Genomic DNA, 14,107 nt, shown 5'->3' on the forward strand with positions numbered 1-14,107 from the left:
GACCCGGCGGCACCCCCCTGGGCGCCGCCCTCCTCGACGGCGCCGCCCGGGCGGTGGCCCGCCTGCCCGGGCGGCTCGAGCGGCGCACGGTCTCGACCGCGGCCGGCCCGGTGCCGGTGGTGCTCGACGGCGCCCACGTCCCGTTCAACCTCGCGGCGGTCCTGCGCGACCTCGCCCGCGCCGGCGACCTGCCCGGCCCGTTCTGCGCGCTCGTCGCGATGGCGGGGGACAAGGATGCGGCGGGTTTCCTCGCGGTGCTGGCCGGGTCCGCCGGGGCGATCGTCTGCACCGAGATGCCCGAGCGCCGCGGCCATGCCGCCGAAGCGCTGCGGCGTCTGGCCACCGGCGCAGGCATCGCCGCCGAGGCGGAGGCGTCGCCGGAGGCGGCGCTCGCCCGCGCCGCGGACCTCGCCGCGGCGCGCGGGGGCTGGCTGCTCGTCACCGGCTCGCTCCACCTCGTCGGGGCGTTGCGGGGAGCGACGAAGGCCGAGGCGCCGGGTCGGGATCGGTGTCGGTCCCCCTGACCGGAGCCGTGGCGGGAGCGGCCGGCGCGGATCGTCGCCTCACCCGATCACGGACGCGATGCCGGCACCGGGATGTACCGGACCACCGGAGCCATAGGCCCCCGGCCGCTGTCGGGCACACATCGCCCCCGATGAGGGAAGCTCTGGCGCCTACCGCAGGAACGCCAGCGCCAGCGGCACCAGCACGGCGGTCAGGAAGGCGTTGAGCCCCATGGCGATGCCCGCGAAGGTGCCGGCGACCTCGCTGACCTGGAAGGCGCGGGCGGTGCCGATGCCGTGGGCGGCGAGCCCCGCGGCGAAGCCGCGGGCGCGGTAGTCGGTGACGCCGAGGCGGTCGAGGAGCGGGGTCACCAGGATGGCGCCGAGGATGCCGGTGAGGATCACCAGGACGGCGGTCAGCGTCGGGTCGCCGCCGAGCGCCGAGGTGATGCCCATGGCGACGCTGGCGGTGACGGATTTGGGCGCCAGCGCGATCAGGATCGGATCGGGCACGCCGAGCAGCTTCGCCGTGCCGATGCCGGCGACGAGCGCGACCGTGGAGCCGACGACGAGGGCGGCCAGCATCGGCACCAGCACCCGGGTCACGGTCTTGCGGTGCTCGTAGAGCGGGATCGCCAGCGCCACCGTGGCGGGGCCGAGGAGGAAGTGCACGAACTGCGCGCCCTCGAAATACACCGCGTAGGGCGTGCGGGTGACGATCAGCACGAGGCCGACCATCCAGATCGCGTGCAGGACCGGGTTCGCCAGCGGATGGCGGCCGGTGGCGGCGGAGACCCGGTCGGCGACGACGTAGGCGGTCAGCGTCACGGTCAGCCACAGCAGCGGCGTGCGCGACAGGAAGACCCAGAGGGCGAAATCCCCGGTCATCGCCCGGTCCGCTTCGCGACGTACGAGAAGGTCAGCACGGTGGCGACGAGGGCGAGCGCCGTCGAGACCACCAGGGCGGCGGCGAGCGCGAGGCCGTGGGCGGCGAGCACGTCGAGCCGGCCGATCACGCCGGCGCCGGCCGGCACGAAGAGCAGCGAGAGATGGGCGAGGAGCCCCTTGCCGGTGCGCTCCAGCGTGCCGTCGACGAGGGGGGCGGGCAGCCCTCCGGGGCGGCGGTCGCGCAGGACCAGTACCCCGAGGAGCAGCGCCATGCCGACGACCGGCCCCGGCACCGGCAGCGCCAGCGCGCGGGCCAGGATCTCGCCGACGAGCTGGCAGAGCAGCAGGAGGGTGAGGCTGAGGATCATGCCGCCGCCCGGGACGGGCCGGAAAGCCAGTGATCGAGGAAGGCGTCGAGCCAGGCGGCCACGCGGCCGTCATGCATGAACCGGCCCTCGATCTGGCGCGCCCGGTCCTGCGCGCCGGGCAGGCGCAGGCGCTCGGCGGCCCGCACGGTCCAGCGGCAGATCATGGCGTGGGTCACCTCGGGGTGGAACTGGAGCCCGAAGGCCGCCGGCCCGACCCGGATCGCCTGGGTGGGAAAATCGTCGCCGGTGGCGAGCGTGTCGGCCCCGGCCGGGCAGGAGAACCCCTCCCGGTGCCAGTGGTAGACGTGGGACGGCCAGGGCTGGCCGATCTCGCCGGCGAAGTCCCGCCCGGCCTCGGTCGGCAGCAGCGGATAGTAGCCGATCTCGGCCCGGCCCTCCGGGTGGGCGCGGACCGGGGCGCCGAGGCACTTCGCCAGCATCTGGGCGCCGAGGCAGAGCCCGAGGAACGGGCGCTGCTCGCGCAGCGGCACCCGGATCCAGTCGATCTCGCGGCGCACGAAGTCGTCGCCGTCGTTGGCGCTCATCGGCCCGCCGAAGATCACCGCGCCGGCATGGTGCGCCAGCGTCTCGGGCAGCGGGTCGCCGAAGCGCGGGCGGCGGATGTCGAGGGGGTGGCCGCGCTCCTGGAACAGCCGGCCGAGGCGGCCGGGGGTCGATTGCTCCTGGTGGAGGATGAGCAGCACCGGCTTGCGCGGAGCCTCCGGCGTCGCGACGGAACTCGCCATCACCGGGCCGGCACCTGCTGGGCCGGCAGTCCCGCCAGGGCGACCGCCCGGGTGGCGGTGATCGCGGCGTCGTCGAAGCCGAGAAGCTGGCCGACGCGCCAGACGAGGTCGTCCTCGAACTCGTGAACCTGCCCGTCGGCGGCGGCGACCGCCCAGGCGAGGCCGAGAAGCCCGCGCCGCTCCTCCTCCGGCAGGTCGCGGCCGATCATCTCGACGAGCTCGGCGACATCGCGGGTCTCGTCGTCGAAGCTGATGGCACGCTCGATCAGGGCCTTCGCCTGCGCCTCGTTCGGGGCGAAGCGGTGGGTTAGGAGACGGGCCAGCCGGTCGCGCTCGACCGCCGCCAGCGTCCCGTCGACCCGCGCGACGTGGACGAGGAGCGCCGCGGCGGCGAGGTGCTGCTCGGCCTCGGCATCGAGCGGCAGGGCGGGCGCGCCGAACATCTCGGCGGCATAGGCGCGAAGGCGGGCGATCAGAGGCATTGGGAGGATTGGGTTTTTCCGGCTCGTCCCATCGTCCGGATTCGGCGGCCCAGCGTCAAGCGCCGTTCCCTGCCGGCACCGCCCCGAAGCCCTGCACGGGCAGCAAGTCCGCCCCGGTGTCGCCCGGAAACCACCCCGCGGCCGCAGGCGCCGGCACCGTCTCGACCCGCCTTGCCAACCCGACCGCCCCCGGCTATGAGAGCGCCACCGAACGCCGCATCGCCGGCCCGGTCGGCGCCGCAATAGCTCAGCTGGTAGAGCACCTCATTCGTAATGAGGGGGTCGGGGGTTCGAATCCCTCTTGCGGCACCATTATTTTCGAGCAGTTGGCTCGTGGCCTAGCGCCTAGTGCATTACGGATTTTTCTCCGGTGGCGAACAGGGGCTGGAGCAGTGCTGCCTTGCACTTTTTCGACATAGCAGACGCATTCTGCGCCTGATCTGACGAATCTGCGGCGGACCGGAATGGGTGGTTCGCGCGCGCCCGCAAATCAAACCGATTACGGATTGACCAGCAGCCGTTCGGGCAGGCGTAGACTAACCAAAAAGGCTCAAACGCCGTCGGCAGGCTCGCCATGAGCCCTGGCGGCGATTGTTCTCGCTACACCTATTGCGGCTTCCACGATCCGCCCGCGATGCGGGCTGCCGCCACCCTCTCGGCAAGGATCTCATCAACCAGATTTCAGAAAAGGCCGATGATGATGTGGCCGCGTCGGGCGCCGATGTCCACAAGCGCCGTCGCAGCGTTGCACGACCCGCTCATCGTTCTGCTCGGGCAGCATCGTACCGATGAGTCTACGGATCACAGGCTCGTGTGGGGGGAGAATGCCGACGACCTCGATGCGCCGCTTGGTCTCGCCGTTGAGGCGCTCCAACGGGTTGGTCGAGTACAGCTCGGCGCAATGGGCAGCCGGGGAAGCCCATGCAGGGCAGGACGTCGGTCACAGCCGTGTCCATCAAAACGATCCGCCTGGCAACCTTGGGCCGACGTTGATTAGCCTCCGCCTCGGCATCCTCGTGCGCGAAGGCGATCTACAGCGGGGGCAGGTCGCCGACTTGATCGTTATATCGGCCGATAACGTTTATGAAGTGACAGGCGCGCTGCGAAAATATGCAGTGCAAGGCTTATCGGTCCCTACAAAAGCTCAGAAACGTCAAGTCAAAATACGTTTCTGGGTGTTTTTATTTAGCAAGAACAGCTTCACGCTAAACATCAAAAAATAGTGGCGCACCCGACACGATTCGAACGTGTGACCTTTGCCTTCGGAGGGCAACGCTCTATCCAGCTGAGCTACGGGTGCTGACCGCGAAGCCTCTGTAGCCCGACCCGACCCGGAGCGCAACAGGGAAAGGGATCGCGCCTCCGCTCGACGGGATCCGGGCGCGGGCCTCGGCGGCGGTGGGCGCACGGTCGAAGCGTGTCGGATGCGCCGGGGGAGACGGGGCTGAGCCGGGAAGGGCCGGCGGCGTGGACGGCGTGCGGTGCCGCTGGCGCGCCGGCGGCGCCCGTGCTGGTCTGGCCTCGCCGTCGCGGCGGACATGCGCCGGGAGGATCGGGCATGACGGGGATCTACGCTCACTCGGTGCCGGGCCGGCCGACCGTGCAATGGGAGCCCCTGGCGGATCATCTCGCCCGGGTGGGCGACACGGCGGCGCGCCTCGCCGGGGTCTTCGGCTGGGGCGAACTGGCGCGGCTCGCCGGCACGCTCCACGATATCGGCAAGGCCTCGGAGGCGTTCCAGGCCTATCTGCACGGGCGGGCGCCGAGCTGCGACCACTCGACGGCGGGCGCCCGCGTCGCCGCGGCCGACTACCCTCACCCGGTCGGGCGGATCCTCGCCACCCTCGTCGCCGGTCATCATGCCGGCCTCGACGACGGCGACGGGATCGACCGCCGGCTCGATCCGCGCCAGACCGAGATCCCGGCCTTCGACGGCTGGCAGAGCCACGCCGCGGCGCTCCCGCCGATGGCCCGGCTGGCGCCGACGCGGCGCTTCGCCCGCAGCGGGCCGCAGGGCTTCACCGACGCATTCCTCATCCGGATGCTCTTCTCCTGCCTGGTCGACGCCGACTTCCTGGAGACCGAGCGCTTCTACGCCGGCGCGCGACCGGTCCCTCGCGGCGGCCATCCCGGGATCGCCACCCTGCAGGCGCGGCTGCGCGCCCACATGGACGCGGTGTCGGCGACGGCGCCGCCGAGCCGGGTCAACGCGGTGCGGGCCGAGGTGCTGGCTTCCGTGCGCGAGCGGGCGGCCCTGAACCCGGGGCTCTTCACCCTGACGGTGCCGACGGGAGGGGGCAAGACGCTGGCCTCGCTCACCTTCGCCCTCGACCACGCCGCGCGGCACGGCCTGCGCCGGGTCGTCCACGTGGCGCCGTTCACCGCGATCATCGAGCAGACCGCCGCGGTGTTCCGCACCGCGCTGGGCGAGGAGGCGGGCATCCTCGAGCACCACGCCACCTTCGACTGGCAGGCGGCCGCGGCCCGGTCCCGGGACGACGGCACCCGGGACGACGGGACCGGCCTCGATCCGGTCTCCCGATTGCGCCGCGCCGCCGAGAACTGGGACGCGCCGGTCGTCGTCACCACGGCGGTGCAGCTGTTCGAGAGCCTGTACGCCAACCGCACCGCGCGCTGCCGCAAGCTGCACAACCTCGCCGGCAGCGTCATCGTCCTCGACGAGGCGCAGGCGATGCCGCTCCCCCTGCTCAAGCCGTGCCTCGCCGCGATCGAGGAACTGGCCCGCAACTACGGCGCCAGCGTCGTGCTCTGCACGGCGACGCAGCCGGCTTTGCGCCGGATCGACGGCTTCGCGGCCGGGCTGCCGATCGACGATACCCGCGAGCTCGCCCCCGATCCGCCCCGGCTCGCCCGCACCCTGCGGCGCGTCGCCGTGGAGCGCATCCCCGGCGCGACCCCGGACGAGACGGTGGCGCGCCGCTTCGCCGCGGCGCCGCGGATGCTCTGCATCGTCAACAGCCGCCGCCACGCCAAGGCCCTGTTCGACCGGATCGCGCCCCTGCCGGGCGCCGTCCACCTCAGCACCCTGATGTGCCCGCGCCACCGCCGGGCCGTGCTCGACGCCGCCCGCACCACCCTGCGCGGCGAGGCGCCGGTGCGGATCGTCAGCACCTCGCTGATCGAGGCGGGCGTCGACATCGACCTGCCGGAGGTCTGGCGCGCCGCGACCGGGCTCGACGCGGTGGCCCAGTCGGCCGGGCGGTGCAACCGCGAGGGCGCCCTCCCGGAACCCGGGCGCGTGGTGGTGTTCGATCCGGCCGACGCACCGCCGCCCCGCGCCCTCGAGACGGCCCGGCGCGCCGCCGAGGAGGTCCTGCGGACGCGGGACGACCCGCTCGCCCCGGACGCCATCCGGGCGTATTTCCAGGAGGTCTACTGGCGCCGGGGCGAGCACGCCCTCGACGCGCCGCGGCTCGACGGGGAGACCTGGCCGATCCTGCCCGCCCTCGCCGAGCGGGCGACGACGCAGGCCTTCCCCTTCGCCCGCATTGCCCGGGCGTTCCGCCTCATCGACGAGGCGATGGAGCCGGTCATCGTGCCCTGGCGCGCCGCCCCCGACGACGACCGGGCGGAGACGCTGCTCGCGCGGATCGCCGCCATGGACCGCCCCCTCGGCGACGACCTGCGCCGCCTCCAGGCCTACGTCGTGCCGGTTCCCCCGGCCCTGCGCGCCCGCTGGCTGGCGCTCGGGCGCCTGCGGCCCGTCCACCCCCTGCTCGAAGGCGCCCTGCTGCGCCTCGACGACATGGCGTTCTACGATCCCCGGACCGGCCTGCGCCTGGAGGACGACGCCTACCGCGCCCCGGAGGACAACATCATCGCGTGACGCGCGCCCGTGAGGGGGCGACCTACCCACGACGCGCCGGTGATGGAGGAATACGACGTTTCGATCCGCGCCCCCTTGAGGGGGCGACACGATCACCGGCCATGCTCGACCTCCTGGGTGATGTTTCGATCCGCGCCCCCGTGAGGGGGCGACTCCTCGGCATGGAGAGCGCCAAGCACCGCCCCAAGTTTCGATCCGCGCCCCCGTGAGGGGGCGACCCCACCCAAGGAGACATCCCATGTCGAGAGCTGACGTTTCGATCCGCGCCCCCGTAAGGGGGCGACCAGCCCCCTCACCCCGGCCAGCCGTGCTGATGTGGGTTTCGATCCGCGCCCCCGTGAGGGGGCGACGGCCACCACAGTAACCATTTGCGCTGAAAACGAAATATCGCGCCTGCGCGCGAACCTCCCCCGGCGGGGGGCGGCCCGAGTTGCGGCAGGGGCGAAGCGGGTGGAAAAGGCGTGTGGCCGCAACGGGATCACCGCTGCGCGAATCCTCCGGGCGGGGGCTGTCCGCTCGGGGTTCGCGCAGGCCGCTCAGAAGAGCAGCGGTCCCTCGAGGTCGAGGATCGGCTTGGCGCCGACATGCTCGATCCGGCCGCGGGCCTGGGCGCCCAGCCGGTAGAACCGGAGCGAATCCTGCGCCGGATCGATCTCGGCGACGAGGCGGGCGCGCAGAGCGGTCCACTGGGCCGGCTCGACCTCGCACTCGAAGACCGAGTTCTGCACCCGCTGGCCGTCATCGAGGCAGGCACGGGCGACGCGGCGCAGGCGCCGGCGTCCCGCGGCGGATTCGGTGCTCACATCGTAGGCCACGAGCATCAGCATGGCGCCGCCTCACTTCCAGACGAAGGCGGGGTCGCCGTCGAGGTCGCCGCGCAGGTGGCGGGCGAGCATCTGCGCCTGGGCATGGCAGACGAGGCCGAGCGGCATCGTCTCGTCGAGGAACGGGTGGCGCAGCTCCTCGCGCTTGCGCTCCTGCCAGGCCACCAGGACCCGCTTGCGGCCGGCCTCGGTGAGCCGCACGCCGCCGGTCTCCTCGACGGCAAAATCCTCGGCGCCGAGCTGGCGCCGGTTGACGAGGCTGAGGGCGAGCCGGTCGGCCAGGCCGGGGCGCAGCTCCTCCATCAGGTCGAGGGCGAGTCTAAGCAGATTTCACCGAATTGGACACCGGTTCGGCGGCAAAAATCTGCGGCAGAACAAGAAGCTAAGCGGGCGAAGCGTTGACCTGCCCACGGCACACGACAGTGACGTGAACCCAAGATGATTGCCTATCCCACTCGCAACCTCATCCTGAGGTGCGAACGCAGTGAGCCTCGAAGGAGGGCTCCAGATGCCTCCGAGATCACTGGACCCCTCCTTCGAGGCTCACTGCGTTCGCACCTCAGGATGAGGTTGCGGGTTGGAAAGCCTTAATGCCAAAAAGCTTCACGCCCGTGTCGTGTATCGTATGCCCTGCCGACGCAAGTCTGCTTAGCGCGGCCCGGGCGGTCGGTGTGCAGGAAGCCGACCTGCGGGTCGAGCCCGTGCGCCTCCAGGGCCGACCGGCACTCATGGCCGCGCAGCCCCGCGACGTCGTCCACGCTCGGCGCGCGCCGGGCGATCCCGGGGCCACCCGCTACCGCTCGATCACCTCGACCCCCTCCGGCAGCCGGTCCCGGTCCACCGTGACGCGGTAATCCGCGAAGCTGCGGGCCGGGGGCCAGTTGTCGGTGGCGTCGGCGCCGATCTCGTGCGCCTCGCCCTTGTGCACCCGCAGGGTTCGCACCCGGTCGAACAGCGCGTGGGCCGGCGCGTTGCCGAGCGCCGTGGCGTGACGGAAGATCACGAGCTTGCGGGTCGCCATCTCGCCGCGGGCGGCGGAGCGGTCGTGGTCGAACATCTGCCCGAGCGCCTCGAACAGCAATGCGAGGTCGTCGTCCGAGAAGCCCGTGCCCTTCACCGGATGCGAGGCGAGCGGCGCCGAGACGAAGCCGTGGGCGCGGTAGAGGCCGTAGGGCACGATGTGCTTGCGGCCCATGGTGCGCCCGCCCTTGGCCTCGGCGTCGGCCTCCGTGGTGGCGGCGAGCCGGGTGATGGCGATCTCGAGCGGCAGGACCGGCTCGACCGAGCGCGCGAAGGCGAGCTGGACCGGGCCGCGCACCTGGCCGGCATTGACGCCGGTGGTCATCACCGCCCCGAAGGTGCGGATGTCCCAGAAATTGGCGCACATCCAGCGCGTCAGCTCCCGCGCCTTGGCCTCCTTCGGCAGCTTCTTCTGGTCCTCCGGCTTGGCCTCCGGCATCACGGCGGCCCAGGCCCGCCGGTGCTCGGCGTTCAGGGTGGCGCCGTCGCGCATGTAGATCTCGTGGCCCGGCGCCTCGGGGCGGGCGAGCGCGACGTAGTTGCGGATCTTGCGCTTGAGGGCGACGTCGGAGACGAGGCCCTGGTTGGTCTCGGGGTCGAGCCGGGGCAGGTTGCCGGCATCCGGATCCCCGTTCGGGTTGCCGTTCTGCACGTCGAAGAACAACACGAACTCGTGGCGGCGGGTCACGCCGGCGACCTCAGACGTCATCCTGGCTGTCCTCGCTCCGGCTGTCCTGGGTGGTCTCGGCCTCGACCGCGGCCGCGAGGGCCGGCCGGCCGGCGAACTGCGCCTGGCGCTGGTGGTAGTAGCCGATGGCGAAGCGCCCCTGGGCCTCGAGGCGGAGCACGCGGGGCAGCGCCGAGGGCAGCCGCTCGACGATCTCGCCGATCTCGCGCTCGATCCAGTAATCCTTGCCGTCCTTGCGCAGGCGCCCGACATGGTTCTGCGCGCCGCGCAGGAGCAGCGGGAAGACGCCCGCCGGCGTCGCCGAGGCCGCCCCGAAGTAGCGGTCGCGGATGGTGGCGTTGATCCCTCGGCCGAGGGCGAGGCGCTGCGCGGCCTCGAGCGCCGCGAACAGGCGCCCGAGCTGGTAGGCGGGGCTGGGATCGTCCTTGTCGAGGCTCACCGGAATCTCTCCTCGGTCACCGTTGAGGCGCAGGTCGCGCGTCAGGCAGGCGCGGATGGCGGCGGCGTGCCAGCCGGTCGCCGGGTCGTCGCCCGCCCGCAGCCGCACCAGGGCGGCGGCGAGCCAGCTGCGCGGGTAGCGCGTGCCGGCGAGCACCGCCCGGGCGACCTCGCCGGCGAGCAGGGGCGGGATGTTGTCGAACTTCTCCTGCAGCGCCGTCGTCTTGACGAGCAGGCGCCCGATGGCGGGCGATCCGCCCCAGCCGCGGGGCCGGGGCGCGAGGGCGAGGTCGGCGTGGTGCTGCGCCAGGCGCCGCGCGAAGGCCTCGAAGGAATCCTCGAGCCAGAACCGCACCGAGAGGCGCGCGGCGTTGGGCGCGAGCCCCAGGACGTGGAAGCGGGTGCCGGGCGAGACCTTCGGCGCCACCGCCTCGACCGGGCGGCCCGCGGCGAGCGCCGCGAGGGCGTCGCGGATCAGCGCGGCCTCGGCGGCGTCCCGGTCGGGGGCCGGGCCCGGGGCGGGATCGAACCAGGACGCGAAGGTGTCCTCCGCCGCCCTGGCCGCGTCCTCGCCGACCGTGGCCGAGGTGTCGGCCCAGAACGCCACCGTGGCGTCGCCGAGCGGCCGGCGCAGGCGGTTGCGGCTGGCGCGGTCGAGCATCCGGTTGAGGGCCGCGCCGTAGCGGAAGCCCGCCTCCGCCGAGACCGGTGCGTTGTCGCCCTGCACCTTGCCGTAGGACGTGAAGGCGTCCTTGTTGAAGGAGACGAGCGCGGCCCCGGAGGATTGCGCGCCCTCCACGCCCTTGATCGTCGGATGGAGCCGCAACGGGGCGGCGGGCCGGCCGGTGACGAGGCAGACCTGACCGGCCGCCTCCGCGGAGGGGCCGCCCGCCAGGAGGCGCCGGGCCGCGGGCCGCTCGTGGAGGTAGGCGTGCTCGCCAGCGAGCTCGAACACCAGGTTGGCGTCCAGCATCTCGGGCGCGAACGGCGCGGCGTCGAACGCCGCCGGATTCCAGGATTCGAGAAAGCGGGCGAGGGCCAGGAGGCCCGGATCGTCGGTTCCCGCCAACAGGTCGCGGTGCAGCGCCTTGAAGGCGGCGTGCTCCTCGGCCGTGCGGCGGCCCGGGCCGGCGGTGCGGCCGAGGACGTAGGCGGTCTTGTCCCACAGCCGGTTCGGCAGGATGCCGGCGGTGCGCTTCACCGCGGCCGGCACGTCGACGAGGCGGGGCTGGCGCTTGCGGCCTGCGGTCTCGTGCAGGTCCCGCACCTCGACGACGGCGCCGTCCGGCGCGAGCCGGAGGCAGAACCCGATCTTCTCGCGGGAGAAGCCCGGCGCCTCCGCCTCGCCCCGCGCCGCCATGCGGTCGTAGTAGCGGTCGAGGGCCTGCAGAATCGTCACGTCGCCGTCCCCTCGGCGAGGCAGGCCCGCACGTCGAGCACGCCGTCCGCGAGGCGGGCGCGGAAGAACCGCGACGCCCGCTCCGGCCCGACGATGTCGTGCAGCATCCAGCCGAGGTCGCGCTCGCGCTGGTCGGCGGGCAGCGTGCTCTCCGGCAGGGGATCGGCCACGGCGAGGAGGGCGAAGTCGGCCGGGAACTCGCGCGTGCCGAGGCAGGGCCGGTGGAAGCACTGGCCCGCCGCCGCGCGGCGGTTGAACATGCTCAGGTACTTGGCCGGCGTGTCGTCGCGGCCGGCCTTGTCGGTGAGGGCGAAACGCGCCTCGATGACGTAGGCGACGTCCGTGAGCAGGGTCGCGGCCCGCTGCTGGCGCTTCTCCTCGAGGACGAGGCCGAGCCCCGCCGTCGAGCCCGCCTGCATGGCGCGCTCGGCGAGGGCCGACGACACCTTGTCCTCGACCTCGTTGCGCCGCAGCGACTGGAAGCGGATCGGCCGGAGGACGTGGATCCGGTCGACGACCCAGCGCATCTGCGGCTTCCACAGAACAGCCTCGAGGATGCCGCGGGCGGCCGACGGCGTCATGACGTCGTAGGAGACGCGCTCCACCTTCATCTCGGGTCGCGTGAAGCACGCCCGGTCGCCCCAGACGTGAAGCTTGATGCCGTATCCCACCGGCGGCCTCCGATGATCCTGACAGTGTATTTCGATTGCGACTCGTGCCCGATCTCCCGGGACACGATGACTTTCAGGTGGAGTCGATCGGACGGCGACATCCGCTTTTCGCCGAACGCCATCGCGGGCAATTCTTGTAACCGGAGGCTTGTTCGTGGCGACAGCATCGCGAGGACTGGGGCTCGATGCAACCGAACGCGAGCGTCTTGCCGCTCTCATGCGCGCCGATCCCGGTTCGCGTGCCAAAGTTGCCACTCGACGAGGAGGCGCCGCCGTCCGAGCGGGAGCATTTTTCGACGAAGCGGCAGGATCGGAGACCCGGAGCAGCGTCTCGGTCCGGCGGGCCGGGTCCACCCGCTTCGCCCTTCCCTCCCGCCCGGGACCGCGCCGACGACACGCCGAACCCGCGGGCCCGCCGGTTCCGGTCGCACCGGAGCGGGGAATCGGTGATCGCCCGCGGCCCGTCCGGCCCCTCGAATGGTGCGGGCGGCAGCGGATAACCGCCTTCGATGGAGGAGGACCGGTCTTCGTCAGGAGAGCGGCGTGCATCCGGCCGCATCTTTTAACATCGCCTAACATGGGCCGCTGCGGAACCGACATTGACGGCCAAGCTTGCGCGTCGATAGGCCGGCATGCCGTCACGTCGGGGGCGTCCCGAGCAGAGGCCGGATCCCATGAAGACCTTCGTTCTCGCATTGCCCCTGCTGGCCGCATCGGCGGTGACCCTGCCCGCGGCGACCGCCGGGGCGGCGCCCGGCGACATGAGCCGGCACCCGGTCTGCGCCTCCTTCGCGCGGTACGCGGTGCAATGGAACACCCGGGCCAAGAACGCCGGGTGTCGCCTCAAGGCCCCCTTCAACGGGGCCGAAGGCTCCTACTACAAGTGGTGCATGGGAACCGACGACGCCCAGTTCCGGATCCGGAGCCCGCAGGCCCTCGGCCACAAGAAAAACCTCGAGGACTTTTGCACGAAGCAGTCCGGGGCGACCTTCAGCCTGGGCTGACCGCCCTCGGCGCGAGCCGGCCCCCTCCCCCGCCGGCATCGCCCGGCCGGGGCGGCGTCCAGGCGGCCAGGGCGGCCAGCACGGCCGCGACGGTTCCGGGGTGGTCCATCAGGCGCGTGTGGTCGCCCGGAACCGCGATCCAGGCCTCGCCGAGGCCGGGACGGGCGCGCGCCACGCTCACCAGGCCGTCATGGGGCGTCGCGAGCCGGGTGTGGAAGAACGGGATCAGGGCCCGGGTGCCGGCCACCGCCAGGAGCGGGCAGGCGGGCATGGGGATCGTCGCCGCGGCGGCGGGGCGCAGGTCCAGGAGGGCCGGGCCGAACAGGGCGCGGCCGAGCCGGAAGGCGGAGACGCGGTCGGCGGCCTCGCTGCCGCGATGCGGCGTCCCGATGGTCACGAGGCCGGCGGCGAGATCGGGCTGTGCCGCGGCGAGGTGGCGGGCGACGAGGCCGCCCATGGAATGGCCGACGAGGACGAGCTTGACGCCGGCCCGGTGCCGCAGCGCCGCGACGGCGGGGTAGAGGTGATCGGCGCAGGCCGCGAGGTCGAGGCGGCGGGAGGGATAGCCGAGGCACGCCGCGCGATGGCCGGCGGCGTCGAGATGCGCGGCGAGGCGCGCCATGCTGCGCCGGGTGCGGCCGAGGCCGTGCAGGAGCACCACCGTCGCGGGTGTGCCGCCTGCGGCTGCTTCGGTCATCGGGATCTCGGGGAGAGGATGGTGGGCGCACTAGGGCTCGAACCTAGGACCCGCTGATTAAGAGTCAGCTGCTCTACCAACTGAGCTATGCGCCCGTCGCCGCGAGGCGATGAGGGGAACGGCCACCAACCGTTCCGCCGATACCGGAGACCGCGAGGGTATCCGGGGTGGGTCACTGCGAGAGCAACCCGAATGGTGGGCGCACTAGGGCTCGAACCTAGGACCCGCTGATTAAGAGTCAGCTGCTCTACCAACTGAGCTATGCGCCCATCGCCGGGAGGCGACAAGGGGAACGGCCACCAACCGTTCCTCTGGTGCCGGAGACCGCGAGGCTTCCGGGATCAGTTACCGTGAAAGTAACTTGGATTGGTGGGCGCACTAGGGCTCGAACCTAGGACCCGCTGATTAAGAGTCAGCTGCTCTACCAACTGAGCTATGCGCCCGCTCTCACAAGAGAACGTCCGGGGAAGCCACCAAACCGCCCCGGCGGTGAGGGTCGTTTAATCGGCCGGCGGAGGGCTGTCCAGCCCCG

The 14,107-nt window shown here is 72.3% G+C and carries 14 protein-coding genes, 5 tRNA genes, 1 pseudogene and 1 CRISPR repeat array; of the genes and pseudogenes, 4 read left to right on the top strand and 16 right to left on the bottom strand.

The genetic code is table 11. The annotated features are described in order from the left end of the window. Nucleotides 1-524 (top strand): glutamate ligase domain-containing protein (locus HPY23_RS11690; RefSeq protein ID WP_420891335.1); only part of this gene is annotated, 524 nt, incomplete at its 5' end. Nucleotides 525-674: 150 nt separating this feature from the next. Here the strand turns inward: HPY23_RS11690 and HPY23_RS11695 are convergent. Genes HPY23_RS11695 through HPY23_RS11710 form a run of 4 tightly spaced genes read right to left on the bottom strand, consistent with a single transcriptional unit; the run spans nt 675 to nt 2,987 of the window. After that, a complete protein-coding gene (locus tag HPY23_RS11695; RefSeq protein WP_091888886.1) occupies nt 675-1,391 on the bottom strand; it encodes an LrgB family protein in 717 nt (238 codons plus the stop codon). Further along, nucleotides 1,388-1,759: a CidA/LrgA family protein gene (locus tag HPY23_RS11700; RefSeq protein WP_091888888.1), complete on the bottom strand. Its 372-nt coding sequence runs from the start codon at nt 1,757-1,759 to the stop codon at nt 1,388-1,390. Before HPY23_RS11700 ends, HPY23_RS11695 begins: the two co-directional genes overlap by 4 nt. Beyond that, a complete protein-coding gene (locus tag HPY23_RS11705; RefSeq protein WP_091888890.1) occupies nt 1,756-2,505 on the bottom strand; it encodes a glutamine amidotransferase in 750 nt (249 codons plus the stop codon). Before HPY23_RS11705 ends, HPY23_RS11700 begins: the two co-directional genes overlap by 4 nt. Continuing rightward, a complete protein-coding gene (locus HPY23_RS11710; protein WP_060847373.1) occupies nt 2,505-2,987 on the bottom strand; it encodes a tellurite resistance TerB family protein in 483 nt (160 codons plus the stop codon). The genes HPY23_RS11705 and HPY23_RS11710 overlap by 1 nt, the downstream gene beginning before the upstream one ends. Before the next feature lie 236 nt (nt 2,988-3,223). Here HPY23_RS11710 and HPY23_RS11715 point away from each other — a divergent pair. Beyond that, nucleotides 3,224-3,299: transfer RNA gene (locus HPY23_RS11715), tRNA-Thr, on the top strand. A 430-nt stretch (nt 3,300-3,729) separates the two neighbouring features. On the opposite strand, the pseudogene HPY23_RS33015 reads toward HPY23_RS11715, so the two are convergent. Together HPY23_RS33015 and HPY23_RS11730 are read right to left on the bottom strand one after the other, a co-directional pair. Continuing rightward, nucleotides 3,730-4,015 (bottom strand): annotated as a pseudogene (locus tag HPY23_RS33015) (transposase); the annotation flags it as partial. A 195-nt stretch (nt 4,016-4,210) separates the two neighbouring features. Then, nucleotides 4,211-4,287, bottom strand: a tRNA-Arg gene (locus tag HPY23_RS11730). 258 nt (nt 4,288-4,545) lie between these two features. Between HPY23_RS11730 and HPY23_RS34050 the strand changes: the two genes are divergently transcribed. Next, nucleotides 4,546-6,834, top strand: coding sequence for a CRISPR-associated endonuclease Cas3'' (locus HPY23_RS34050; RefSeq protein ID WP_413231097.1), 2,289 nt, complete (start codon nt 4,546-4,548; stop codon nt 6,832-6,834). A gap of 57 nt (nt 6,835-6,891) precedes the next feature. After that, a CRISPR array of direct repeats spans nt 6,892-7,184; the repeat unit is 31 nt; unit sequence GTTTCGATCCGCGCCCCCGTGAGGGGGCGAC. A 186-nt stretch (nt 7,185-7,370) separates the two neighbouring features. On the opposite strand, the gene cas2 is transcribed toward HPY23_RS34050, so the two are convergent. The 6 genes from cas2 to cas5c form a co-directional block, all read right to left on the bottom strand. Continuing rightward, a complete protein-coding gene (gene cas2 / locus HPY23_RS11745; RefSeq protein WP_060847372.1) occupies nt 7,371-7,661 on the bottom strand; it encodes a CRISPR-associated endonuclease Cas2 in 291 nt (96 codons plus the stop codon). A gap of 9 nt (nt 7,662-7,670) precedes the next feature. After that, nucleotides 7,671-7,985, bottom strand: a complete 315-nt coding sequence (locus tag HPY23_RS11750; RefSeq protein WP_329618776.1) for a CRISPR-associated endonuclease Cas1 — start codon at nt 7,983-7,985, stop codon at nt 7,671-7,673. Nucleotides 7,986-8,245: 260 nt separating this feature from the next. Further along, nucleotides 8,246-8,416, bottom strand: coding sequence for a CRISPR-associated endonuclease Cas1 (locus HPY23_RS33020; RefSeq protein ID WP_244537641.1), 171 nt, complete (start codon nt 8,414-8,416; stop codon nt 8,246-8,248). A 35-nt stretch (nt 8,417-8,451) separates the two neighbouring features. Continuing rightward, complete coding sequence (gene cas7c, locus HPY23_RS11760; protein WP_091888892.1) at nt 8,452-9,387, bottom strand: type I-C CRISPR-associated protein Cas7/Csd2; 936 nt, start codon at nt 9,385-9,387, stop codon at nt 8,452-8,454. Then, nucleotides 9,377-11,203 (bottom strand): type I-C CRISPR-associated protein Cas8c/Csd1, encoded by a 1,827-nt coding sequence (gene cas8c / locus HPY23_RS11765; RefSeq protein ID WP_200602074.1) that lies wholly within the window; start codon nt 11,201-11,203, stop codon nt 9,377-9,379. The genes cas7c and cas8c overlap by 11 nt, the downstream gene beginning before the upstream one ends. Beyond that, the gene (cas5c, locus tag HPY23_RS11770; RefSeq protein ID WP_289052626.1) at nt 11,200-11,874 is read right to left on the bottom strand and encodes a type I-C CRISPR-associated protein Cas5c; all 675 of its coding nucleotides are present in this window, start codon (nt 11,872-11,874) and stop codon (nt 11,200-11,202) included. The genes cas8c and cas5c overlap by 4 nt, the downstream gene beginning before the upstream one ends. Before the next feature lie 674 nt (nt 11,875-12,548). On the opposite strand from cas5c, the gene HPY23_RS11775 reads away from it, so the two are divergent. Continuing rightward, on the top strand, nt 12,549-12,878 hold the full coding sequence (locus HPY23_RS11775; RefSeq protein WP_060847370.1) for a hypothetical protein: 330 nt from the start codon (nt 12,549-12,551) through the stop codon (nt 12,876-12,878). Here the strand turns inward: HPY23_RS11775 and HPY23_RS11780 are convergent. From HPY23_RS11780 to HPY23_RS11795, 4 genes are all read right to left on the bottom strand, one after another. Then, on the bottom strand, nt 12,865-13,575 hold the full coding sequence (locus HPY23_RS11780; RefSeq protein WP_091888896.1) for an esterase/lipase family protein: 711 nt from the start codon (nt 13,573-13,575) through the stop codon (nt 12,865-12,867). The genes HPY23_RS11775 and HPY23_RS11780 overlap by 14 nt on opposite strands. 19 nt (nt 13,576-13,594) lie before the next feature. Continuing rightward, nucleotides 13,595-13,670: transfer RNA gene (locus HPY23_RS11785), tRNA-Lys, on the bottom strand. Between the two features lie 98 nt (nt 13,671-13,768). Then, nucleotides 13,769-13,844: transfer RNA gene (locus HPY23_RS11790), tRNA-Lys, on the bottom strand. Between the two features lie 98 nt (nt 13,845-13,942). Continuing rightward, nucleotides 13,943-14,018: transfer RNA gene (locus HPY23_RS11795), tRNA-Lys, on the bottom strand. Nucleotides 14,019-14,107 lie beyond the last annotated feature (89 nt).

The sequence above is a fragment of the Methylobacterium ajmalii genome (assembly GCF_016613415.1).
Taxonomy (GTDB): Bacteria; Pseudomonadota; Alphaproteobacteria; order Rhizobiales; family Beijerinckiaceae; genus Methylobacterium; species Methylobacterium ajmalii.

Coding starts and splice junctions, on each gene's coding strand:
- HPY23_RS11780 (WP_091888896.1), bottom strand. CDS start 13,575: ATGACCGAAGCAGCCGCAGGCGGCACACCCGCGACGGTGGTGCTCCTG.
- cas7c (WP_091888892.1), bottom strand. CDS start 9,387: ATGACGTCTGAGGTCGCCGGCGTGACCCGCCGCCACGAGTTCGTGTTG.
- HPY23_RS11710 (WP_060847373.1), bottom strand. CDS start 2,987: ATGCCTCTGATCGCCCGCCTTCGCGCCTATGCCGCCGAGATGTTCGGC.
- HPY23_RS11700 (WP_091888888.1), bottom strand. CDS start 1,759: ATGATCCTCAGCCTCACCCTCCTGCTGCTCTGCCAGCTCGTCGGCGAG.
- HPY23_RS11695 (WP_091888886.1), bottom strand. CDS start 1,391: ATGACCGGGGATTTCGCCCTCTGGGTCTTCCTGTCGCGCACGCCGCTG.
- cas2 (WP_060847372.1), bottom strand. CDS start 7,661: ATGCTGATGCTCGTGGCCTACGATGTGAGCACCGAATCCGCCGCGGGA.
- HPY23_RS11705 (WP_091888890.1), bottom strand. CDS start 2,505: ATGGCGAGTTCCGTCGCGACGCCGGAGGCTCCGCGCAAGCCGGTGCTG.
- HPY23_RS34050 (WP_413231097.1), top strand. CDS start 4,546: ATGACGGGGATCTACGCTCACTCGGTGCCGGGCCGGCCGACCGTGCAA.
- HPY23_RS11775 (WP_060847370.1), top strand. CDS start 12,549: ATGAAGACCTTCGTTCTCGCATTGCCCCTGCTGGCCGCATCGGCGGTG.